The following is a 21,692-nucleotide window of genomic DNA, read 5'->3' as shown; positions in this document are numbered from 1 at the left end:
TGAACTGGATGCTTAATGCGAAATGGTGGCGGGGGAAGGATTCGAACCTTCGAAGTCGATGACGGCAGATTTACAGTCTGCTCCCTTTGGCCGCTCGGGAACCCCGCCAGGGGTATGAACTTCTTGAGCGATGATGGTGGTAGGGGAAGGATTATTCGTCGCTTCGCTCCTCACCCTTCGGGCCGTTGCCTTTGGCAACGTTCTCTCGCTGTCGCGAGAGTCGAACCTTAACCGAAGGTTCTCATCCTTCCCGATAAGTGCAAACTTCACATCTTCTCATCGGTGTTACCACATTGCTGTGGTGAATAATGGTGGTGGGGGAAGGATTCGAACCTTCGAAGTCGATGACGGCAGATTTACAGTCTGCTCCCTTTGGCCGCTCGGGAACCCCACCACGGGGTAATGCTTTTACTGGCCTGCTTCTGTCTGGAAGCGGGGCGCATCATATCAAATGATGCGCCCCTGTAAAGCCTTCCTTTCAGGAAAATGAACCGTTTGCGTACTTTTTACGCGTAACGTTTAAAAGCACTACAGCGCATTTTGCCTTTACAGAATGATCGTTCGGTTGCCGTAGACAAACACGCGCTGAGCCAGCACCTGGTATAGCGCACGGCTAAGCACATTTTTTTCCACGTCACGGCCGGCACGCATCATATCTTCGGCGGTATAGGTGTGATCGACATGAATGACGTCCTGCATAATAATCGGGCCTTCATCCAGGTTGTCGTTCACGTAGTGCGCAGTAGCGCCGATAATTTTCACACCGCGATCGTAGGCCTGTTGATAAGGACGTGCACCAATGAAAGCTGGCAGGAACGAGTGGTGAATATTGATGATTTTGTTCGGGAAGCGGGACACAAAGGCTGGCGTCAGGACGCGCATGTATTTTGCCAGTACCACGTAATCTGGCTGATAAGCATCAATAGCGTCGGCCATCAGCGCATCGTGCTCTTCACGGGTATGCCCCTCATGGCTGACCAACTGGAAAGGCACGTCGAATTTTTCCACCAGCGAGCACAGCGTGTCGTGGTTGCCAATAACGGCGGCAATTTCGACGTCAAGACCGCCGTAGTTGGCCTTCATCAGCAGATCGCCCAGACAGTGCGCCTCTTTGGTCACCAGAATCACGACGCGACGGCGGCCCGCAGGGGTCAGCTCGCGGATTGAGCCTTCAGGCAATGCGCTATCGAGGTCTGCCAGCAGCGTGGCATCGTTGAAGATCCCCTCCAGCTCGGTACGCATAAAAAAGCGGCCAGTTCGATGATCGACAAACTCGTTGTTTTGCACGATGTTCAGCTCGTGCTTGTAGCAGATGTTGGTAATACGTGCGATCAGCCCTTTTTGATCGGGGCAGATTGTACGCAACACTTTTCGTTGTAATGAGTGCATTGCGAGGGAAATCCTGTAGACGGTGTTTGCTGTACTGTGTGCGGCCTCATTGACCGCAGCATTTTTTAAACTTTTTACCCGAGCCGCAGGGACATGGGTCGTTGCGGCCAATCAGAGGACGTGTACCATCAATGTAATACCATTGTCCATTTTCTTTTAAGAATCTTGAACGCTCAATCAGCGCGCCACTCTTGTTATGTTCACGAAAGCGGGCAACGAAGCTGACATAGCCTTCATTGGGCGTCTTGCCTTCGTCGGCGGCGAAAATCGTCAGCCCAAGCCATTCGGTGCCCGAGAAGCTTTGTTCAAGATCGTGACGAAAGGCCTGAGGCTCACAGGACGGATGCCAGGTGCTGAGCAGGTAATCGGCGTCTTTCATGACAAAAGCGCTGTAGCGTGAACGCATGAGCTGCGAGGGAGTTAGGGGCAGTTCGCTTCCTGAAAGATATCGCTGGCAACATAGGCTATACTCCAGAGCGCTGCCGCAGGGGCAAAGTGAATGCATAAATGCCTTCCCGTGGATGTTGAAAAAGAGACGCAACTGCGCCGGCGGCAAATATGGTAACTGAGCAGTGGCGATGTGGCTACGTTGGTAATGGGGTTCAACACAGGCAGGAATGAGAAAGCTAAAAATTGGCCTGGCCTTAGGTTCGGGTGCCGCGCGCGGATGGTCACATATTGGTGTCATCAAAGCGTTGCAGAAAATGGGCATTGAAATTGATGTCGTTGCCGGATGTTCCATCGGTTCGCTGGTGGGTGCAGCTTATGCCTGCGATCGCTTATCTGTCCTGGAAAAATGGGTCTGCTCCTTCAGTTCATGGGACGTATTGAGGTTGATGGATCTCTCCTGGCGACGCGGTGGACTGCTTCGCGGTGAGCGTGTTTTCAGCCACTTTCGCCAACTGATTCCTGTCGATACTATTGAGTCCTGCGAACGGCGCTTTGCAACCATCGCCACCAATCTCAGCACGGGTCGTGAACTCTGGTTCACCGAGGGCGATCTACACCTTGCCGTGCGCGCCTCTTGCAGTATCCCTGGACTGATGTCTCCGGTTATGCACAATGGCTACTGGCTGGTTGATGGCGCGGTGGTCAATCCGGTACCGGTTTCGCTCACGCGAGCGCTGGGTGCCGATATTGTCATTGCTGTCGATTTGCAGCATGACGCGCATTTAATGCAACAAGATCTGCTGTCCGTGAACCTTCAGCCCGATCAACAGTCTTCAGAAAATGATGAATCGCTCACCTGGCACGAACGTTTTCGGGCGCGGCTAGGGCGGATGACATCGCGCCGGACGGCTATTACCCCCACGGCTATGGAGATCATGACGACCTCCATTCAGGTGCTGGAAAACCGATTAAAACGCAACCGTATGGCGGGTGACCCGCCGGATATCCTGTTGCAACCTTTTTGCCCACAAATTTCGACGCTCGACTTCCACCGTGCGCCCGCGGCCATTGCCGCAGGACAGCTCTCGGTTGAGAAAAAAATGGACGAACTTTTACCGTTGGTCCGGAGCCAGAGTTAGGGCATTTTTCGATGACTTCAGCAAAATCTGACAGGCGATAGCGCGAATAGCGTGCCACTATTTACTTATCGTTTGTCAGGGGAGATACCATGACGCAGCCATTGGCGGGAAAACTGATTCTTATCGTCGAAGACGAACCTGTTTTCCGCTCACTGTTGGATTCGTGGCTTTCATCGCTGGGCGCAAACACCGCCTTGGCCGAAGATGGCGTGGATGCCCTGGAAAAAATGGTGACGTTGAGCCCTGACCTGATGATTTGCGACATCGCCATGCCGCGGATGAATGGTCTCAAACTGATCGAATTTCTGCGTAACAATGGCAAGCAGCTGCCGATTCTGGTTATTTCTGCCACTGAAAACATGGCGGATATTGCCAAAGCCCTTCGGCTTGGTGTTCAGGATGTGCTGCTGAAACCCGTTAAAGACCTGAACCGGCTGCGTGAGACGGTTTTTTCCTGCCTTTATCCCACCATGTTCAATTCCCGCGTGGAAGAGGAAGAACGTTTATTCGAGGACTGGGATGCGCTGGTGAATAATTCATCGGCGGCAGCAAAATTACTTCAGGAGCTTCAGCCACCTGTCCAGCAGGTTATTTCGCATTGTCGAATTAATTATCGTCAACTTGTGGCGGCGGATAATCCCGGCCTGGTGCTCGATATTGCACCACTCTCAGATAAAGATCTGGCTTTTTATTGTCTTGACGTGACGCGAGCGGGGGATAATGGTGTTTTAGCCGCACTTCTTCTGCGCGCGCTCTTTAATGGGCTGCTGCAGGAACAGCTTGCGCATGAAGGGCAGCGTCTGCCTGAATTAGGCAGTCTGCTTAAACAGGTCAATCAATTGTTGCGTCAGGCCAATTTACCCGGACAGTTCCCTCTGCTGGTCGGGTATTACCACAGCGGAATTAAAAATCTGATTCTCGTCTCTGCGGGACTTAATGGCACCCTTAACACCGGTGAGCATCAAATACAGATCAGCAACGGTGTGCCTTTAGGCACACTGGGTAATGCTTATTTAAACCAAATTAGCCAGCGCTGTGAATCGTGGCAGTGCCAAATTTGGGGGGCTGGTGGTCGCTTACGCTTAATGTTGTCTGCGGAATGAACAATTAGTCAGAATGCGCGGATATTGAGTCTGCGCTTTCAGACAGTGGTGGTACTATCAGCAGGTTTTATGCGTAAAATCCTAATTCAAGGTTAACGTGTCCTTTTCAGACCAGGCTGCTCAGTCGGTACTGATATACTCAACGCGTTATTAATTAACGAGCACGTTCAAAAGTTGAACAGTTCAGGAGATTTCAATGGCTGCATTAAATTCAAAAGTCACTAAGGCCGTAATCCCGGTAGCGGGATTGGGCACCAGGATGTTGCCCGCGACGAAAGCGATTCCAAAGGAAATGCTGCCGCTGGTTGACAAGCCATTAATTCAGTATGTTGTCAATGAATGTATTGCCGCAGGCATTACTGAAATTGTGCTGGTAACCCATTCGTCTAAAAACTCTATCGAAAACCATTTTGATACCAGTTTTGAACTTGAAGCGATGCTGGAAAAACGCGTTAAGCGCCAGCTCCTGGAAGAAGTACAGTCAATTTGCCCGCCGCACGTTACTATTATGCAGGTCCGTCAAGGGCTGGCGAAAGGTCTGGGTCACGCGGTGCTGTGTGCTCACCCTGTTGTCGGTAATGAGCCTGTAGCGGTTATTCTGCCAGACGTCATTCTGGATGAATATGAGTCCGATCTGTCCCGCGATAACCTGGCGGAAATGATTAAACGTTTTGATGAAACCGGTGCAAGCCAGATCATGGTTGAACCTGTTGAAGACGTGACCGCGTACGGCGTGGTTGACTGCAAAGGCGAAACGCTGAATCCGGGCGACAGCGTACCGATGGTGGGTGTGGTTGAGAAGCCAAAAGCTGACGTGGCGCCGTCTAATCTCGCTGTCGTAGGTCGTTACGTTCTGAGCGCAGAAATCTGGCCACTGCTGGCGAAAACGCCTCCGGGAGCCGGGGATGAGATCCAGCTGACCGACGCTATCGATATGCTTATCGAAAAAGAAACCGTTGAAGCTTACCACATGAAAGGTAAGAGCCACGACTGTGGGAATAAGCTCGGCTATATGCGTGCGTTCGTTGAATATGGTATCCGCCATAATTCACTGGGTGCTGATTTTAAAGCCTGGCTGGAAGAAACTGTCGGCACAGGTAAGTAATTCACTACTGAGCCGTATCAACCGGGGCGCTGAAAAGGTCCCGGTTTTTTATTGCCTGGCGTTGAGTTTGCTTTAAAACTAAGCAAAAGGCGCGGAATACAGCAATGGCAGGATAAAAAAAATCCCGCGAAGCGGGATTTTCAACAATGGCAGAAGCCAGAAACAAAGATTAGATCAGGAAATCGTCGAGAGATTTACCTTGCTCGTCCATTGCTTTTTTGATGATTGCCGGGGTACGACCCTGGCCGGTCCAGGTTTTGGTTTCGCCGTTTTCATCAACGTAGCTATATTTTGCCGGACGTGCAGCACGTTTAGCTTTTGCACCAGATTTGCTTGCTGCAGCAATGCTGTTCAGCAGTTCATTTGGGTCAATGCCATCGGCAATCAGCATTTCACGGTATTGTTGCAGTTTACGAGTACGCTCTTCAACTTCAGCCGCCGCCGCGCTTTCTTCTTCACGACGCTCGTTAACAACAACTTCTAATTTCTCCAGCATTTCTTCGAGCGTTTCCAGGGTGCATTCTCTTGCCTGCGCACGAAGAGTACGGATGTTGTTCAAAATTTTAAGTGCTTCGCTCATTGTAGTATTCTCAAACTTATATTGTGGGGTGGTTTGTTGAGGTAATAATAGAGCGTTAATTTCAGATGTGCAATAGGGGGGATTGTAAGGAACTAAAAATATCCCTTATTTAGCGCAACGAATAATAAGGCAAAGTTAAATTTTACGCGCCAATTCACATCCTGGGGGCTTATTGCCAGGGGGGCGTCTCAAGAACATCCTTACAAAGTATGTCCTTTTTGCTGGTTACCCTTCGTGTATATATCTTGTTAAGCCAAATATCGGTCATTCGTATTAGACTGGCAGCATAAAGGAAATTTCTTACTATTCGATAGAACCTGAATCATCACCTGACTAAACTCTTTTGCGGAATGTGCGACTTGCTGGAACCGTTTTCTCAGGATCCTCTTAAGCAAAAGTGGCAGTGTAAACACCTATCCATTTGTTATTATAGATAAGAAGAACTTAATATTTTGCCTGGTTGAACGCCTGAATGCCGCGAGCAGATGCGCTGAAATTGATCGTGAATATGGTACAATTCGTGCCATTAAATCACGACGATTGAGGTGATGCTTCTAATGGCACAACTTTATTTCTACTACTCTGCGATGAACGCGGGGAAGTCCACTGCATTGTTACAGTCCTCTTACAATTACCAGGAGCGCGGCATGCGCACCCTGGTTTATACCGCTGAAATTGATGACAGGTTTGGAACAGGCAAGGTTAGCTCCCGTATCGGACTGTCGTCCCCGGCAAAGCTTTATAACCCACAGACCTCCCTGTTTGATGATATCGCCGCTGAGCACGCTCAGACGCCCATACACTGCGTTCTGGTTGATGAGAGCCAGTTCCTGACCCGAGATCAGGTCTACGCGTTGTCAGAGGTGGTAGACGAGCTGGATATTCCTGTGTTGTGTTACGGTCTGCGTACGGATTTCCGCGGTGAACTGTTTATTGGTAGCCAGTACTTACTCTCTTGGTCAGACAAACTGGTGGAGTTAAAAACTATCTGTTTTTGTGGCCGTAAAGCCAGCATGGTTCTTCGTCTTGATCAGGAAGGTCGCCCATATAATGAAGGCGAGCAGGTGGTCATCGGTGGAAACGAGCGCTATGTCTCTGTTTGCCGCAAGCACTATAAAGAAGCGCTGCAGGAAGGGTCGCTTAGCACGATTCAGCAGCGGGTGAGAGGAAAGGCAGAAGCTTAACGTTTTTTATCTATTTCTGAGCCATAAAAAAACCCGCCAATTGGCGGGTTTTTATTTTCAGGCTTTAAGTTAAGCGGTTTTCTTCGCTTTCTTGTCAGCTTTAGCTGGTGCAGCCGCTTTTTTCTCGGTTGCATCACCTTCTGTGTACTCACGACCATAGTAAGTATCCAGCAGGATCTGTTTCAGCTCAGCAATCAGCGGGTAGCGTGGGTTAGCACCGGTACACTGGTCATCAAACGCGTCTTCAGACAGTTTGTCGACGTGTGCCAGGAAGTCAGCTTCCTGAACGCCCGCTTCGCGGATGGACTTAGGAATACCCAGTTCAGCCTTGATGCTTTCCAGCCATGCCAGCAGTTTCTCGATTTTCGCCGCGGTGCGGTCGCTGGAAGAGGTCAGACCGAGGTGGTCAGCGATCTCTGCATAGCGACGACGAGCCTGCGGACGGTCGTACTGGCTGAAAGCGGTCTGCTTAGTCGGGTTGTCGTTCGCGTTATAGCGAATAACGTTGCTGATCAGCAGGGCGTTCGCCAGACCGTGTGGAATGTGGAACTGAGAGCCCAGTTTGTGTGCCATGGAATGACATACACCGAGGAAGGCGTTCGCAAACGCGATACCGGCGATGGTCGCTGCACTGTGAACACGTTCACGAGCAACCGGGTTTTTAGAACCTTCGTGGTAAGACGCTGGCAGGTTTTCTTTCAGCAATTTCAGTGCCTGCAGAGCCTGACCGTCGGAGAACTCGGACGCCAGTACAGAAACGTAAGCTTCCAGGGCGTGAGTCACCGCATCAAGACCACCGAACGCACACAGAGACTTAGGCATGTCCATGACGAGGTTAGCATCAACGATAGCCATGTCTGGGGTCAGCGCATAGTCAGCCAGCGGATATTTCTGGCCGGTTGCATCGTCGGTTACAACCGCGAATGGAGTCACTTCTGAACCGGTGCCGGAAGTAGTGGTGACCGCAACCATCTTCGCTTTCACGCCCATTTTCGGGAACTTGTAGATACGTTTACGGATATCCATAAAGCGCAGCGCCAGCTCTTCGAAGTGGGTTTCAGGATGTTCGTACATGACCCACATGATTTTCGCGGCGTCCATTGGGGAACCGCCACCCAGTGCGATGATCACATCTGGTTTGAAGGAATTCGCCAGCTCTGCACCTTTACGTACAACGGTCAGAGTAGGGTCAGCTTCAACTTCGAAGAATACTTCAGTTTCAACGCCAGCGGCCTTCAGAACAGAGGTGATCTGGTCTGCGTAGCCGTTGTTGAACAGGAAGCGGTCGGTCACGATCAGCGCACGTTTGTGGCCATCGGTAATCACTTCATCCAGCGCGATTGGCAGGGAGCCACGGCGGAAGTAGATAGATTTCGGAAGTTTGTGCCACAACATGTTTTCAGCTCGCTTAGCAACGGTTTTCTTGTTGATCAGGTGTTTTGGACCAACGTTTTCAGAGATGGAGTTACCACCCCAGGAACCACAACCCAGAGTCAGGGAAGGTGCGAGTTTGAAGTTGTACAGGTCACCGATACCACCCTGAGAAGCAGGGGTGTTAATCAGGATACGCGCGGTCTTCATTTTGTCGCCGAAGAATTTAACGCGCTCAGGCTGGTTGTCCTGGTCGGTGTACAGGCAAGAGGTGTGGCCGATACCGCCCATCTCAACCAGTTTCTCTGCTTTCACAACGGCATCTTCGAAGTTCCTGGCGCGGTACATTGCCAGAGTCGGAGACAGTTTTTCGTGAGCGAACGGTTCGGACTCGTCAACAACGGTCACTTCACCGATCAGGATTTTGGTGTCTGCTGGTACGGTGAAACCTGCCAGTTCAGCAATTTTGGTTGCCGGCTGACCAACGATTGCGGCATTCAGCGCGCCATTTTTCAGGATGATGTCCTGAACGGCTTTCAGCTCTTTGCCCTGCAACATATAGCCGCCGTGGGAGGCGAAACGCTCGCGAACGGCTGCATAAGCAGAGTCAACCACGATGACGGACTGTTCAGAAGCACAGATTACGCCGTTGTCGAAGGTTTTGGACATCAGGATGGAGGCAACAGCACGTTTCACATCAGCGGTTTCATCAACAACAACCGGAGTGTTACCTGCGCCTACGCCGATAGCGGGTTTACCGGAGCTGTATGCAGCTTTAACCATGCCCGGGCCGCCGGTCGCCAGAATCATGTTGATGTCCGGGTGGTGCATCAGGGCGTTAGACAGCTCAACGGAAGGCTGGTCAATCCAGCCAATCAGATCTTTCGGTGCACCCGCCGCGATGGCAGCCTGCAGCACAATATCAGCGGCTTTGTTGGTTGCATCTTTCGCACGTGGATGCGGAGAGAAGATGATGGCGTTGCGGGTCTTCAGGCTGATCAGCGATTTGAAGATTGCAGTAGAAGTTGGGTTGGTGGTCGGTACGATACCGCAAATGATGCCGATTGGCTCAGCGATGGTGATAGTCCCGAAGGTGTCGTCTTCAGACAGAACACCGCAGGTTTTCTCATCTTTATAGGCGTTGTAGATATACTCAGAAGCAAAGTGGTTTTTGATTACTTTATCTTCGATGATACCCATGCCAGATTCGGCAACGGCCAGTTTCGCGAGAGGGATTCGAGCATCTGCAGCAGCCAGAGCGGCCGCGCGGAAGATTTTATCAACCTGTTCTTGGGTGAAGTTGGCATATTCACGCTGGGCTTTTTTTACGCGCTCGACGAGTGCGTTCAGTTCAGCGACGTTAGTAACAGCCATAATGCTCTCCTGGATAATGTTAAACTTTTTTAGTAAATCAGCTGTGCGATACGTCAGTATAGTCAGATCGCCAACAGCTTGCGTAAGAGCCATGAAATCAACAGGTTACTTACGATCTTCTCTCCACTGATTTACTAAAAGAGCCTTCCATTACACCCGGTTAAGGAACCGGACTACTCCCTGGTGCGATATCAAGATTACCCACTTCTGAGTACAAATTGCGTGATCTAAATCAAGATTACACCAAGCTGACTCCTTTCAGCAGGCCGCTTTTAGCGGTTTGTATCAAGTGTTAAAAGATCGTGGTTTCGGATCGAAATAACATTAGCATAATTTAAACAGATACATAACAACGTCTGTCAGTCGCGTTTTCGAGTAGAATTGTGGTGAAGAATGCCGGCAAACAGCGTATCTTCAGCGCGTTTTCCATGATGGCTGAACGTCAACTACCACATTTGATGAGGGCGCGGAGTTACCGTGATTCAATCGCTGTTCGATTTTCCAACCTATATTAAGTTTTTCATTGGCTTATTCGCACTGGTAAACCCGGTGGGCATCATCCCGGTGTTCATCAGCATGACCAGTTATCAGACCGCACCCGCGCGCAATAAAACCAACCTGACGGCTAACCTTTCAGTCGCCATCATTTTATGGACCTCGCTGTTCCTCGGTGACGGCATTCTCCAGCTTTTCGGCATATCGATAGATTCCTTCCGTATTGCCGGTGGGATCCTGGTGGTGACCATTGCGATGTCGATGATCAGTGGGAAACTCGGCGAGGATAAACAAAACAAGCAGGAAAAATCAGAGACGGCTATTCGCGAGAGCGTGGGCGTTGTCCCGCTGGCTCTTCCGCTCATGGCGGGGCCGGGGGCAATCAGTTCAACGATCGTCTGGGGAACGCGTTATCACAATTGGGCTCACTTGATTGGTTTCTCCGTAGCAATTGCGTTGTTCGCGCTCTGCTGTTGGGGGCTGTTTCGCATTGCACCGTGGCTGGTACGCCTGCTTGGTCAAACCGGTATCAACGTTATCACCCGTATAATGGGTTTGCTGCTAATGGCGCTGGGGATTGAGTTTATTGTGGCCGGCATCAAATCCATTTTCCCGGGTCTGCTGGCATAGTCGTAAAGAGGAAACGGGGCAGCCGCTTCGTTTCCTCTTTCATCTATTAGCAAATCATATCAAAAAAACTGAAATATCCGTCGGTAATCATTGCCGCTTATACTTCCATAAGTTCAGTCTTATCAATGCATTAACCTACCGTTTTTTCAATGCTGCCCCACGCAATAATGTTATTTTTATTACATGATACTCTTACGCTTGCCGTGGGATAATTGAAATGTTATTAGTAATTTCAATGTTCAGGCAGAGTAATGTGCTAAATAGTAACCAATTGTTAAATTATTGTGCAAAAACTCTTCGGCGTCATCCTTATCAACAGTATGCCGTAGTGATGATTTTAACTAATTGATTATAAAAGAATAAATGTTTAACTTCTCGTTGGCTTCATTCGAAGTTTGCGTCACAAAAGAGAATTGGTTAACAAATTTGCAAAATGTATTGGCGGGCGGGAAAGGCATTTGATACTTTCCGCGCAGGCGCTTCGCGGCACAAAACACGGAGATGAGAATAATTTCCAAATAAATCTCCTGGCGCGAAAAGAACACCGTTTATCCCGACAGGGGGGATAACGTAAAGAATCGACGTAAGGTTGCCGAAAAAGAGTGACCGTAATAAAGAAGTCGGTGATAGCACGCAGTAAACCACCCGACACGCGCTTTCACTCCTGCGCGGTACGGGAAACCCTTCGGGGATTAAACAGGCTGGCACAAGTCAGTAATTATAATGAGCGGAGTATCAACACAATGTCCATCATCACAAAAAAAAGCCTCATCGCAGCGGGTGTTTTAGCTGCACTTATCGCAGGAAATGCAATGGCTGCAGACGTTCCTGCGGGCGTTAAGCTGGCAGACAAGCAGACGATGATCCGTAACAACGGTGCAGAGCCGCAGTCGCTGGATCCCAATAAAATTGAAGGCGTGCCGGAAGCAAACGTCAGCCGCGATCTTTTCGAAGGCCTGCTGATTACTTCGACCACAGACGGTCACCCGATCCCGGGCGTTGCAGAAAGCTGGGATAACAAAGATTTTAAAGTCTGGACCTTCCATCTGCGTAAAGATGCAAAGTGGTCCAACGGCGAGCCGGTAACGGCACAAGATTTCGTTTATAGCTGGCAGCGTCTGGTGGATCCGAAAACCGCGTCCCCTTATGCGAGCTATCCGCAGTACGGCCACATTCTCAACGTTGATGAAATCATCGACGGTAAAAAGCCCACTTCCGATCTTGGCGTGAAAGCCATTGACGATCACACGCTGGAAGTCACCCTGAGCGAGCCGGTGCCTTACTTCTATAAGCTGCTGGTTAACCCGGCAATGTCTCCGGTCAACAAAACCGCCATCGAGAAATTCGGTGAGAAGTGGACCCAGCCTGCCAACATCGTCACCAACGGTGCTTACAAGCTGAAAGACTGGGTGGTGAACGAGCGCATCGTAATGGAGCGCAACCCGAACTACTGGGATAACAAAAAAACCGTTATCGATCAGATCACCTATCTGCCAATCTCTTCTGAAGTCACGGACGTCAACCGCTATCGCAGCGGCGAAATCGACATGACCTATAACAACCTGCCGATTGAGCTGTTCCAGAAGCTGAAAAAAGAGATCCCGACCGAAGTTCACGTTGACCCGTATCTGTGTACTTACTACTACGAAATCAACAACCAGAAAGCACCGTTCACCGATGTGCGCGTCCGTACCGCGCTGAAGTTGGGCCTGGATCGCGACATCATCACTAACAAAGTAAAAGCGCAGGGCGACCTGCCAGCCTACGGTTACACCCCTCCGTATACCGATGGCGCGAAGCTGACCGAACCAGACTGGTTCAAACTGACCCAGGAACAGCGTAACGCGGAAGCGAAAAAGCTGCTGGCGGAAGCAGGCTACACGGCTGATAAGCCGCTGACCTTCAACCTGCTGTACAACACCTCCGATCTGCACAAAAAACTGGCTATCGCTGCGGCTTCTATCTGGAAGAAAAATCTTGGCGTGGACGTGAAGCTTGTGAACCAGGAGTGGAAAACCTTCCTGGATACCCGTCATCAGGGGACCTATGACGTTGCACGTGCGGGCTGGTGTGCGGACTATAACGAACCCACATCCTTCCTGAACACCATGCTCTCTGACAGCTCCATGAACACCGCGCACTATAAGAGCCCGGCGTTTGATGCGATCATGAAGCAGACTCTTCAGGTGACTGACGAAGCACAGCGTTCTGCGCTGTATGACAAAGCTGAACAGCAGCTGGGCAAAGACTCAGCGATCGTTCCGGTCTATTACTATGTGAACGCCCGTCTGGTGAAACCATGGGTTGGCGGTTATACCGGTAAAGATCCGATGGACAATATCTACACCAAAGATCTGTACATCATTAAGCATTAATGGCAATCCGTGGGGCAGCGTAACGTTGCCCCACCGTGTCTTATTTCACGCACTATCGCATGACCGCGCAGCCTGACTGCCGGGACATGTAAAAGGCACACGCCAGAAGGTACGGGCAATGTTGAAATTTATATTACGTCGCTGTCTGGAAGCGATTCCGACACTCTTTATTCTTATTACGATTTCCTTCTTTATGATGCGTCTTGCGCCGGGCAGTCCATTTACCGGGGAACGCACGCTGCCGCCGGAAGTGATGGCGAACATTGAAGCGAAATATCACCTGAACGATCCCATCGGCGTCCAGTATTTCAATTATCTGAAGCAACTGGCGCACGGTGATTTTGGACCGTCATTCAAATATAAAGATTATTCGGTGAACGACCTGGTGGCGGCGAGCTTCCCTGTGTCGGCCAAATTAGGCTTTGCGGCCTTTTTCCTCGCGGTTATCCTGGGTGTTAGCGCCGGGGTGATTGCCGCGCTGAATCAAAATACGAAATGGGATTACGCCGTCATGGGGGTGGCGATGACCGGGGTGGTTATCCCGAGCTTCGTGGTCGCGCCGTTGCTGGTGATGATATTTGCCATCACGCTGCACTGGTTGCCCGGCGGCGGCTGGAACGGCGGGGCGCTGAAGTTCATGATCCTGCCGATGGTGGCGCTGTCGCTGGCCTACATCGCGAGCATCGCGCGTATTACCCGTGGTTCGATGATTGAAGTGCTTCACTCTAACTTCATTCGTACCGCGCGTGCAAAAGGGCTTCCGATGCGTCGCATCATCTTCCGTCATGCTCTGAAGCCAGCTCTGCTGCCCGTGCTTTCTTACATGGGGCCAGCGTTTGTCGGGATTATCACGGGTTCAATGGTTATCGAAACCATTTATGGTCTGCCGGGCATCGGTCAGCTGTTCGTGAACGGCGCGTTGAACCGTGACTACTCTCTGGTGCTGAGCCTGACCATTCTGGTCGGTGCGCTGACCATCCTGTTTAACGCGATTGTTGACGTGCTCTATGCCGTTATCGATCCGAAAATCCGTTACTGACGCTGGAGTTCGCCATGATGTTGAGTAAGAAAAACAGCGAGGCGCTGGAACACTTCAGTGAAAAACTGGAAGTTGAGGGCCGCAGCCTTTGGCAGGATGCCCGCCGTCGTTTTATGCATAACCGCGCGGCAGTCGCCAGCCTCTGTGTGCTGGTGGTGATTGCGCTGTTCGTAACCCTGGCGCCGATGCTGTCGCAGTTCAGCTATTTCGATACTGACTGGGGCATGATGTCCAGCGCGCCGGATATGACTTCCGGTCATTACTTTGGCACGGATTCTTCTGGTCGTGATCTGCTGGTGCGCGTGGCAATTGGTGGACGAATCTCACTGATGGTCGGCATTGCTGCCGCGCTGGTTGCCGTTGTGCTGGGCACGCTTTACGGCTCACTTTCCGGCTATCTGGGCGGCAAAGTGGACTCGGTGATGATGCGTCTGCTGGAAATCCTGAACTCCTTCCCGTTCATGTTCTTCGTTATCCTGCTGGTGACCTTCTTCGGGCAAAACATCCTGCTGATCTTCGTGGCTATTGGGATGGTCTCCTGGCTGGATATGGCGCGTATCGTGCGTGGTCAGACGTTAAGCCTCAAGCGCAAAGAGTTTATTGAAGCCGCGCAGGTGGGTGGCGTATCGACCGCCAGCATCGTCGTGCGTCATATCGTGCCCAACGTGCTGGGCGTGGTGGTGGTTTATGCCTCACTGCTGGTGCCAAGCATGATCCTGTTTGAATCATTCCTGAGCTTCCTCGGTCTGGGTACCCAGGAGCCGCTCAGCAGCTGGGGCGCATTGCTGAGTGATGGCGCCAACTCCATGGAAGTTTCGCCATGGCTGCTGCTGTTCCCGGCAGGTTTCTTGGTGGTAACCCTGTTCTGTTTCAACTTTATCGGCGATGGCCTGCGTGATGCCCTCGATCCGAAAGACCGCTAAGGAGTGATGCCATGAGCACGATTGAAATGGTTAACGCCCCGCAGCAGCAAAAATCAGGTCTGCTGCTGGATGTGAAAGATTTACGGGTGACTTTTGCCACGCCAGACGGCGATGTGACGGCGGTAAATGACCTCAACTTCAGCCTGAAGGCGGGGGAGACGCTTGGGATCGTCGGCGAGTCCGGTTCCGGAAAATCCCAGACGGCATTCGCCCTGATGGGCCTGCTGGCGCAGAATGGCCGCATTGGCGGCGTCGCGAACTTTAACGGTCGCCAGATCCTGAACCTGCCGGAAAAAGAGCTGAACAAACTGCGCGCTGAGCAGATCTCAATGATTTTCCAGGATCCGATGACCTCGCTGAACCCGTACATGCGCGTCGGCGAACAGCTGATGGAAGTGCTGATGCTGCATAAAGGCATGGGCAAAGCGGAAGCGTTTGAAGAGTCGGTCAAAATGTTGGATGCGGTGAAAATGCCGGAAGCGCGCAAGCGCATGCGCATGTTCCCGCACGAGTTTTCCGGCGGTATGCGCCAGCGCGTGATGATCGCCATGGCGCTGCTGTGCCGGCCAAAGCTGCTGATTGCCGATGAGCCGACCACCGCGCTGGATGTGACCGTTCAGGCGCAGATCATGACTCTGCTGAATGAGCTTAAGCGTGAGTTCAACACGGCCATTATCATGATCACCCACGACCTTGGCGTCGTTGCCGGTATTTGTGACAAAGTGCTGGTGATGTATGCCGGGCGCACCATGGAATACGGCAACGCGCGTGATGTGTTCTATCATCCTGCGCACCCCTATTCGATGGGCTTGCTCAACGCGGTGCCGCGTCTGGATGCGGAAGGTGAAGCGCTGCTGACCATTCCGGGCAACCCGCCGAACCTGATGCGCCTGCCGAAAGGCTGTCCGTTCAAGCCGCGCTGTCCGCACGCGATGGACATTTGTCATTCCGCTCCGCCTCTGGAGGAGTTTGCGCCTGGCCGTTTACGCGCCTGCTTTAAACCGGTGGGGGATCTGGTATGAACGCCGTGACCGAAGAAAGAAAAGTTCTGCTCGAAATTGCCGATCTGAAAGTGCATTTCGACATCAAAGACGGCAAACAGTGGTTCTGGCAGCCGTCAAAAACCCTGAAAGCCGTTGATGGCGTGACGCTGCGCCTGTATGAAGGTGAGACACTGGGCGTGGTGGGTGAGTCCGGCTGCGGCAAATCCACGTTCGCGCGTGCAATTATTGGTCTGGTCAAAGCAACCGACGGTAAAGTGGCATGGCTGGGCAAAGATCTGCTGGGCATGAAGCCGGACGAATGGCGCGCCGTGCGCAGCGACATTCAGATGATTTTCCAGGATCCGCTGGCTTCTCTGAACCCGCGTATGAACATTGGCGATATCATTGCTGAACCACTGCGCACCTATCATCCTAAAATGCCACGTCAGGAAGTCCGCGACCGCGTGAAGGCGATGATGATGAAAGTGGGGCTGTTGCCAAACCTGATTAACCGCTATCCGCACGAATTCTCAGGCGGCCAGTGCCAGCGTATCGGGATTGCCCGTGCGCTGATCCTTGAGCCGAAGCTGATTATCTGTGATGAGCCGGTGTCGGCGCTGGACGTGTCGATTCAGGCACAGGTGGTGAATCTGCTTCAGCAGCTGCAGCGCGAAATGGGGCTGTCGCTGATCTTCATTGCACACGATCTGGCAGTAGTGAAGCACATCTCCGATCGCGTGCTGGTGATGTATCTCGGCCACGCGGTGGAGCTGGGAACCTACGATCAGGTCTATCACAACCCGCTGCATCCCTACACGAAAGCGCTGATGTCCGCAGTGCCTATTCCAGACCCGGATCTGGAAAAAAACAAAACGATACAGCTGCTCGAAGGTGAACTGCCGTCGCCAATCAACCCGCCATCAGGTTGTGTATTCCGCACCCGCTGCCCGATTGCCGGGCCGGAATGCGCGAAAACCCGGCCGGTGCTGGAGGGCAGTTTCCGACACGCCGTATCCTGCCTGAAGGTGGACCCGCTATAATTTCCCGGGCTGACAACTGTCAGCCCTTTTTATTGGCAGGTTATTTGGGCTGATGCCCTGCGGTCCGTGCGCCCGCATTTATACCGCTTCTGTTTGATCGGCGTACCCGCTATGCGAACTATTGCTGCACCTGTGGAATTACGTTACCGGACGGGAAATGAAAAAGGCTGCCAATGGCAGCCTTTTTGTGATTTCAGCGTGTGGCTTACTCTTTCCACAGAATGTGGCAGATTTTGTGGTCCTTTTCGCGACACAGCAGGACGCGGGCGAAGATATCGTTAATCTCTCCGCCGTCGGTGTCCGCAAGGCCAATCACCACTTCGGCGAAGAAGTCCGGGTTTAAATCGAAATCGACGTGCTCCTGCCAGTCCTCCGCCGGATCGAAAAGCTCTGCACCGCCGCGCTCTTCAAACTGCAGGTTAAACAGTATGATATCTGCCGGGTCGAGGTTATCGCCTGCCAGTTCGAGAAAAATATCGTAGGCCTGTTCAAGCGTTTCGTCTTCGGTCAGACGATTATTTAAATCCATATCCATGATGACACCCTGATTCTCAGCTAATGGGCACGTTTTACAGCAACGGGCTGAAGAAGTAAAACAGTCGCTCAGCGCCACGCTGCCACAGTGGACGTTTTAACCAGCGCTCTGGATCCAGCAGCCGAGAGCGTGAAATGTAGTCGTCCTGAACGGCAGCCAGGTCACCGCCGAAGCCAACGTCGTCAATGGCAAGCGTTATCTCAAAGTTCAGCCACAGGCTGCGCATATCGAGATTAACGGTGCCCACCAGGCTCAGCTCACCGTCAACCAGTACGCTTTTAGTGTGCAGCAGGCCGCCTTCAAACTGGTAAATTTTGACGCCCGCAGCCAGCAGTTCGGTGAAGAAAGCCCGGCTGGCCCAGCCCACCAGAACCGAGTCGTTCTTGCGCGGCATGATAATGCTGACGTCCACGCCACGCTGTGCGGCGGTGCAGATAGCGTGCAGCAGATCGTCACTCGGCACGAAGTAGGGCGTGGTCATAATAAGATATTCACGCGCGGAGTAGGCGGCGGTCAGCAACGCCTGATGAATCAGATCTTCCGGGAAGCCCGGGCCAGACGCAATGGTGTGAATCGTGTGCCCGCTGGCTTCCTCGAACGGCATAATGTTGACGTCCGGAGCCGGGGGTAAAATGCGCTTGCCCGTTTCGATTTCCCAGTCGCAGGAATAGACAATGCCCATTGAAGTGGCAATCGGGCCTTCCATTCGGGCCATCAAATCCACCCATTGTCCCACGCCCGCATCCTGCTTGAAGAAGCGCGGATCGACCATATTCATGCTGCCGGTATAGGCAATATAGTTGTCGATCATGATCATTTTGCGATGCTGACGGAGATCCATACGGCGAAGGAAGACACGCATCAGATTCACTTTAAGGGCTTCGACGACTTCGATCCCTGCATTGCGCATCATCGTAGCCCAGGGACTGCGGAAAAAGGCGACGCTACCGGCGGAGTCGAGCATCAGGCGGCAGTGCACCCCGCGGCGCGCGGCGGCCATCAATGATTCGGCTACCTGGTCGGCCATGCCACCGGGCTGCCAGATGTAGAAGACCATCTCAATATTGTGCCGGGCGAGCTGAATGTCGCGGATCAGCGCCTGCATGACGTCGTCAGATTCGGTCAGCAACTGCAGCTGATTGCCTTTTACCCCGGCGATACCCTGACGACGTTCACAAAGTCTGAACAGAGAACTGGCGACGGGGCTGTTTGATTCAGCAAAAATATGATTGCAGGCTTTAAGATCGTTGAGCCATTTTGCCGTTGACGGCCACATAGCTCGAGCGCGTTCGGCACGGCGTTTCCCTAAATGCAGTTCCCCCACGGAGAGATAAGCGATGATCCCGACCAAAGGCAGAATATAAATGATCAGTAACCATGCCATCGCTGAAGGTACCGCGCGTCGTTTCATCAGGATGCGTAACGTCACCCCCGCGATTAACAACCAGTACCCCAGAATGACCAGCCAACTCACCACGGTGTAGAAGGTTGTCATAAAAAATCCTTTTGAAAGCCTGTTGTTAAGAGTGTACGCGGAAGGCCTCATCTGGCAAACAAAAACAGGGGCAAAACCGCTGGTCACCCGGACGCAAGGGTTTATAATGTGCGCTCTTTCATCTCAGAGATGTGGAAATGAAGCGTAGCAGAAACGAAGTGGGGCGTTGGCGGATGCAGCGACAAGCGAGCCGTCGAAAAGCGCGGTGGCTGGAAGCCCAGTCGCGACGCAACATGCGCATCCACGCGATCAGAAAATGTCTGGTGGCCCGGCAGCGAAATTCACTGCTTTTTGCCATCTACGAATTCTGAAAGCAAAAAAGGCACCGTTCGCGGTGCCTCATGTTTTTTCAGTCTTCAGAAGACTTTTTTGTAGGGGCGTACTTTAACTTCACCATATACACCCGCCGCGACGTACGGGTCTGCTTCTGCCCAGGCCTGCGCCTTTTCCAGCGAAGCAAATTCCGCAATGACCGTTGAACCGCTAAACCCGGCCGCGCCTGGATCGTTACTGTCCACGGCAGGCATTGGACCGGCCGTCAGCAGACGACCTTCATCCTGCAGCAACTGAAGGCGAGCGAGGTGGGCAGGGCGAACCGATAACCGTTTTTCAAGAGAGTCGGCGACATCTTCAGCATAAATCACGTAAAGCACGGGCACAGCTCCTTATTCATCAATTGTCGAAACACGGTATTTCAAAGCGTCGGCGACTGCAATGCAAAGATTTACCCACTGCGTAACCTGTCGCACAGCTGTACTTATTTTGCCCAACAGCCACAGAAAGTTGACCGAAGATAAGATGGCTTATTGAATATGATTGCTATTTGCATTTAAAATCGGACCATCATTTTTCAACTGCAACGATTATGACTTCAATGACCCTCGATTTACCTCGCCGTTTTCCGTGGCCCACATTGCTCTCTGTGGCTATTCACGGTGCCGTAGTGGCAGGTCTGCTTTATACCTCGGTACATCAGGTTATTGAACTGCCGGCACCCGCACAGCCGATCACGGTAACAATGGTCTCACCTGCGGATCTGGAGCCACCTCAGGCCGTACAGCCACCGCCGCAGCCGGTCGTTGAGCCCGAACCGGAGCCGGAAGTGGTTCCTGACCCCCCGAAAGAAGCCCCGGTGGTTATCCATAAGCCCGAACCGAAACCCAAACCGAAGCCAAAACCAAAGCCGGTGAAAAAGGTGGAAGAGCCTAAGCGCGAACCGAAACCTGTTGAACCGCGCCCGGCGTTGCCGTTTGAGAATTTAACGTCGCAGAGCCGCCCGGCCACCAATACTGCACCTGCCCCCAGCAAACCGGCGGTGACGGCACCAACCGGTCCGCGCGCGCTGAGCCGCGGTGAGCCGCAATATCCGGCACGTGCGCAGGCGTTACGCATCGAAGGTAAGGTGCGGGTGAAATTTGACGTCACGCCGGACGGTCGCGTGGACAATGTCGAAATACTCTCTGCGCATCCCTCAAACATGTTTGAGCGCGAAGTGAAAACGGCATTGCGCAAATGGCGCTACGAGCCGGGTAAACCGGGCAACGGCATCATCATGAACATTGAGTTCCGCCTGAAGGGCGTGTCCATCAACTAACTTGATGACGGATAAGGAAGAAGCCCCGAATTAACGGGGCTTTTTTTATGCGGCGAGCACGCGATCCAGCGCTTTCTGCGCGGTGACCAGATGCTGACCTCCAAACAGAATCGCGCGGTTCAGGAGCGTATAGAGCTGGTAAATCGGCTGGCGCTCAAGGAAACCCGCTGGCAGCGGGGAAACGGACTGATAGCCATCGTAGATTTGCGGCGGCTGTTCCGGATGCAGCGGGAGCATCGCCAGGTCGCACTCCCGGTCACCCCAGTAGCAGGCAGGGTCAAAGATATAGGGCCCAGAGGGCCCCAGCGCGCAGTTACCTGACCACAGGTCGCCGTGAAGCAAAGAGGGCTGTGGCTGATGTGAGCTCAGGCGCTGGTGAATGTGTTCGACAATGCCGTCTATATTACCGAACGCCAGCCCTTTTTCTGCCGCCAGCTCCAGCTGCCAGCCGATGCGCTGCTCGGCGAAGAACGTTGACCAGCGACGCTGCCAGGCGTTGGGCTGCGGCGTAGTGGAGAGATCGTTATCAAAGTCGAGGCCAAACTGCGGCTGGTCGCTCCACTGATGAAGATGTGCAAGCTGCTGGCCGAGTAAAAAGGCGTTGTGTGCATCAAGCGGGCGGGGCGGCAGAAACTCCATCACCACAAAGCTGTAATCACGGTCGCTGCCGACGGCGTACACCTCGGGTACGGCAACGGTCTCACTTCGGGAAAGCAGCTCAAGCTGATCGGCCTCCGCGGTGAAGATGGGCAGCATTTCCCGCTCATCGCATTTGACGAAATAATCCTGGCCGCTGATACGCAAATGCCATGCGGCGTGGATCTCACCGCCGGGCAGTTCGTTACGCAGCTCAATTTCGCCGTCTCCGTGCTCTTCCAACAGGCTACAGATCGCTTGCCACATGCTCTCTCTCCCCATGTTTTCTGCCAGATCATAAGGTTAGTGCAA

The 21,692-nt window shown here is 52.5% G+C and carries 20 protein-coding genes, 2 tRNA genes and 1 other RNA gene; 12 read left to right on the top strand and 11 right to left on the bottom strand.

Translation table 11 applies throughout. The features are described from left to right. Window positions 1–23 precede the first annotated feature (23 nt). From RTU33_RS05210 to RTU33_RS05190, 5 genes are all read right to left on the bottom strand, one after another. Window positions 24–108: transfer RNA gene (locus RTU33_RS05210), tRNA-Tyr, on the bottom strand. A 26-nt stretch (window positions 109–134) separates the two neighbouring features. Continuing rightward, window positions 135–266, bottom strand: a non-coding RNA gene (locus tag RTU33_RS05205) — RtT sRNA. A 43-nt stretch (window positions 267–309) separates the two neighbouring features. Beyond that, window positions 310–394, bottom strand: a tRNA-Tyr gene (locus RTU33_RS05200). 152 nt (window positions 395–546) lie between these two features. After that, entirely contained in the window at window positions 547–1,389 is an 843-nt protein-coding gene (gene purU / locus RTU33_RS05195; RefSeq protein WP_312625788.1) for a formyltetrahydrofolate deformylase, read from the bottom strand. 46 nt (window positions 1,390–1,435) lie between these two features. Beyond that, complete coding sequence (locus RTU33_RS05190; protein WP_312625786.1) at window positions 1,436–1,894, bottom strand: YchJ family protein; 459 nt, start codon at window positions 1,892–1,894, stop codon at window positions 1,436–1,438. 112 nt (window positions 1,895–2,006) lie between these two features. On the opposite strand from RTU33_RS05190, the gene rssA reads away from it, so the two are divergent. The 3 genes from rssA to galU all read left to right on the top strand — a co-directional run bounded on the left by rssA (window position 2,007) and on the right by galU (window position 5,126). Next, on the top strand, window positions 2,007–2,918 hold the full coding sequence (gene rssA / locus RTU33_RS05185; protein WP_312625785.1) for a patatin-like phospholipase RssA: 912 nt from the start codon (window positions 2,007–2,009) through the stop codon (window positions 2,916–2,918). An 89-nt stretch (window positions 2,919–3,007) separates the two neighbouring features. Then, the gene (gene rssB / locus RTU33_RS05180) at window positions 3,008–4,021 is read left to right on the top strand and encodes a two-component system response regulator RssB (RefSeq protein WP_312625783.1); all 1,014 of its coding nucleotides are present in this window, start codon (window positions 3,008–3,010) and stop codon (window positions 4,019–4,021) included. A 196-nt stretch (window positions 4,022–4,217) separates the two neighbouring features. Next, window positions 4,218–5,126: a UTP--glucose-1-phosphate uridylyltransferase GalU gene (gene galU / locus RTU33_RS05175; RefSeq protein ID WP_312625782.1), complete on the top strand. Its 909-nt coding sequence runs from the start codon at window positions 4,218–4,220 to the stop codon at window positions 5,124–5,126. 169 nt (window positions 5,127–5,295) lie between these two features. Here the strand turns inward: galU and hns are convergent, their stop codons facing one another. After that, complete coding sequence (hns, locus tag RTU33_RS05170; RefSeq protein WP_312625781.1) at window positions 5,296–5,706, bottom strand: histone-like nucleoid-structuring protein H-NS; 411 nt, start codon at window positions 5,704–5,706, stop codon at window positions 5,296–5,298. Window positions 5,707–6,263: 557 nt separating this feature from the next. On the opposite strand from hns, the gene tdk reads away from it, so the two are divergent. After that, window positions 6,264–6,890, top strand: a complete 627-nt coding sequence (tdk, locus tag RTU33_RS05165; RefSeq protein WP_312625780.1) for a thymidine kinase — start codon at window positions 6,264–6,266, stop codon at window positions 6,888–6,890. Between the two features lie 69 nt (window positions 6,891–6,959). Here tdk and adhE read toward each other — a convergent pair whose 3' ends face one another. Beyond that, entirely contained in the window at window positions 6,960–9,635 is a 2,676-nt protein-coding gene (gene adhE, locus RTU33_RS05160) for a bifunctional acetaldehyde-CoA/alcohol dehydrogenase (protein ID WP_312625779.1), read from the bottom strand. Window positions 9,636–10,112: 477 nt separating this feature from the next. Here adhE and RTU33_RS05155 point away from each other — a divergent pair, with 477 nt between their 5' ends. The 6 genes from RTU33_RS05155 to oppF all read left to right on the top strand — a co-directional run bounded on the left by RTU33_RS05155 (window position 10,113) and on the right by oppF (window position 17,120). Then, the gene (locus tag RTU33_RS05155) at window positions 10,113–10,760 is read left to right on the top strand and encodes a YchE family NAAT transporter (protein ID WP_312625777.1); all 648 of its coding nucleotides are present in this window, start codon (window positions 10,113–10,115) and stop codon (window positions 10,758–10,760) included. Between the two features lie 743 nt (window positions 10,761–11,503). Beyond that, window positions 11,504–13,135, top strand: coding sequence for an oligopeptide ABC transporter substrate-binding protein OppA (gene oppA / locus RTU33_RS05150; protein WP_312625775.1), 1,632 nt, complete (start codon window positions 11,504–11,506; stop codon window positions 13,133–13,135). A 118-nt stretch (window positions 13,136–13,253) separates the two neighbouring features. Beyond that, window positions 13,254–14,174, top strand: coding sequence for an oligopeptide ABC transporter permease OppB (gene oppB / locus RTU33_RS05145; RefSeq protein ID WP_097163997.1), 921 nt, complete (start codon window positions 13,254–13,256; stop codon window positions 14,172–14,174). A 14-nt stretch (window positions 14,175–14,188) separates the two neighbouring features. Further along, complete coding sequence (gene oppC, locus RTU33_RS05140; protein ID WP_312625773.1) at window positions 14,189–15,097, top strand: oligopeptide ABC transporter permease OppC; 909 nt, start codon at window positions 14,189–14,191, stop codon at window positions 15,095–15,097. Window positions 15,098–15,108: 11 nt separating this feature from the next. Further along, window positions 15,109–16,119 (top strand): ABC transporter ATP-binding protein, encoded by a 1,011-nt coding sequence (locus RTU33_RS05135; protein WP_312625772.1) that lies wholly within the window; start codon window positions 15,109–15,111, stop codon window positions 16,117–16,119. Then, window positions 16,116–17,120, top strand: coding sequence for a murein tripeptide/oligopeptide ABC transporter ATP-binding protein OppF (oppF, locus tag RTU33_RS05130; protein WP_312625770.1), 1,005 nt, complete (start codon window positions 16,116–16,118; stop codon window positions 17,118–17,120). Before RTU33_RS05135 ends, oppF begins: the two co-directional genes overlap by 4 nt. Before the next feature lie 205 nt (window positions 17,121–17,325). On the opposite strand, the gene RTU33_RS05125 is transcribed toward oppF, so the two are convergent. After that, complete coding sequence (locus RTU33_RS05125; RefSeq protein WP_097163992.1) at window positions 17,326–17,655, bottom strand: HI1450 family dsDNA-mimic protein; 330 nt, start codon at window positions 17,653–17,655, stop codon at window positions 17,326–17,328. A gap of 34 nt (window positions 17,656–17,689) precedes the next feature. Beyond that, window positions 17,690–19,150: a cardiolipin synthase gene (cls, locus tag RTU33_RS05120; RefSeq protein WP_312625769.1), complete on the bottom strand. Its 1,461-nt coding sequence runs from the start codon at window positions 19,148–19,150 to the stop codon at window positions 17,690–17,692. A 137-nt stretch (window positions 19,151–19,287) separates the two neighbouring features. Here cls and RTU33_RS05115 point away from each other — a divergent pair, with 137 nt between their 5' ends. Next, complete coding sequence (locus RTU33_RS05115) at window positions 19,288–19,461, top strand: YciY family protein (protein WP_312625768.1); 174 nt, start codon at window positions 19,288–19,290, stop codon at window positions 19,459–19,461. A 45-nt stretch (window positions 19,462–19,506) separates the two neighbouring features. On the opposite strand, the gene RTU33_RS05110 is transcribed toward RTU33_RS05115, so the two are convergent. Further along, entirely contained in the window at window positions 19,507–19,803 is a 297-nt protein-coding gene (locus tag RTU33_RS05110; RefSeq protein ID WP_312625767.1) for a YciI family protein, read from the bottom strand. Between the two features lie 221 nt (window positions 19,804–20,024). On the opposite strand from RTU33_RS05110, the gene tonB reads away from it, so the two are divergent. After that, window positions 20,025–20,744: a TonB system transport protein TonB gene (gene tonB / locus RTU33_RS05105; RefSeq protein WP_312625977.1), complete on the top strand. Its 720-nt coding sequence runs from the start codon at window positions 20,025–20,027 to the stop codon at window positions 20,742–20,744. Between the two features lie 45 nt (window positions 20,745–20,789). Here the strand turns inward: tonB and RTU33_RS05100 are convergent, their stop codons facing one another. Beyond that, complete coding sequence (locus RTU33_RS05100; protein WP_312625766.1) at window positions 20,790–21,647, bottom strand: fructosamine kinase family protein; 858 nt, start codon at window positions 21,645–21,647, stop codon at window positions 20,790–20,792. Between the last annotated feature and the right edge of the window lie 45 nt (window positions 21,648–21,692).

The sequence above is a fragment of the Scandinavium sp. genome, assembly GCF_032012665.1.
Taxonomy (GTDB): domain Bacteria; phylum Pseudomonadota; class Gammaproteobacteria; order Enterobacterales; family Enterobacteriaceae; genus Scandinavium.
This window is presented reverse-complemented; position numbering and strand designations above follow the sequence as displayed.

Coding starts and splice junctions, on each gene's coding strand:
- tonB (WP_312625977.1), top strand. CDS start 20,025: ATGACCCTCGATTTACCTCGCCGTTTTCCGTGGCCCACATTGCTCTCT.
- RTU33_RS05190 (WP_312625786.1), bottom strand. CDS start 1,894: ATGCATTCACTTTGCCCCTGCGGCAGCGCTCTGGAGTATAGCCTATGT.
- galU (WP_312625782.1), top strand. CDS start 4,218: ATGGCTGCATTAAATTCAAAAGTCACTAAGGCCGTAATCCCGGTAGCG.
- oppB (WP_097163997.1), top strand. CDS start 13,254: ATGTTGAAATTTATATTACGTCGCTGTCTGGAAGCGATTCCGACACTC.
- adhE (WP_312625779.1), bottom strand. CDS start 9,635: ATGGCTGTTACTAACGTCGCTGAACTGAACGCACTCGTCGAGCGCGTA.
- rssA (WP_312625785.1), top strand. CDS start 2,007: ATGAGAAAGCTAAAAATTGGCCTGGCCTTAGGTTCGGGTGCCGCGCGC.
- tdk (WP_312625780.1), top strand. CDS start 6,264: ATGGCACAACTTTATTTCTACTACTCTGCGATGAACGCGGGGAAGTCC.
- hns (WP_312625781.1), bottom strand. CDS start 5,706: ATGAGCGAAGCACTTAAAATTTTGAACAACATCCGTACTCTTCGTGCG.
- RTU33_RS05115 (WP_312625768.1), top strand. CDS start 19,288: ATGAAGCGTAGCAGAAACGAAGTGGGGCGTTGGCGGATGCAGCGACAA.
- oppC (WP_312625773.1), top strand. CDS start 14,189: ATGATGTTGAGTAAGAAAAACAGCGAGGCGCTGGAACACTTCAGTGAA.
- RTU33_RS05100 (WP_312625766.1), bottom strand. CDS start 21,647: ATGTGGCAAGCGATCTGTAGCCTGTTGGAAGAGCACGGAGACGGCGAA.
- cls (WP_312625769.1), bottom strand. CDS start 19,150: ATGACAACCTTCTACACCGTGGTGAGTTGGCTGGTCATTCTGGGGTAC.
- rssB (WP_312625783.1), top strand. CDS start 3,008: ATGACGCAGCCATTGGCGGGAAAACTGATTCTTATCGTCGAAGACGAA.
- oppF (WP_312625770.1), top strand. CDS start 16,116: ATGAACGCCGTGACCGAAGAAAGAAAAGTTCTGCTCGAAATTGCCGAT.
- RTU33_RS05125 (WP_097163992.1), bottom strand. CDS start 17,655: ATGGATATGGATTTAAATAATCGTCTGACCGAAGACGAAACGCTTGAA.
- RTU33_RS05135 (WP_312625772.1), top strand. CDS start 15,109: ATGAGCACGATTGAAATGGTTAACGCCCCGCAGCAGCAAAAATCAGGT.
- purU (WP_312625788.1), bottom strand. CDS start 1,389: ATGCACTCATTACAACGAAAAGTGTTGCGTACAATCTGCCCCGATCAA.
- oppA (WP_312625775.1), top strand. CDS start 11,504: ATGTCCATCATCACAAAAAAAAGCCTCATCGCAGCGGGTGTTTTAGCT.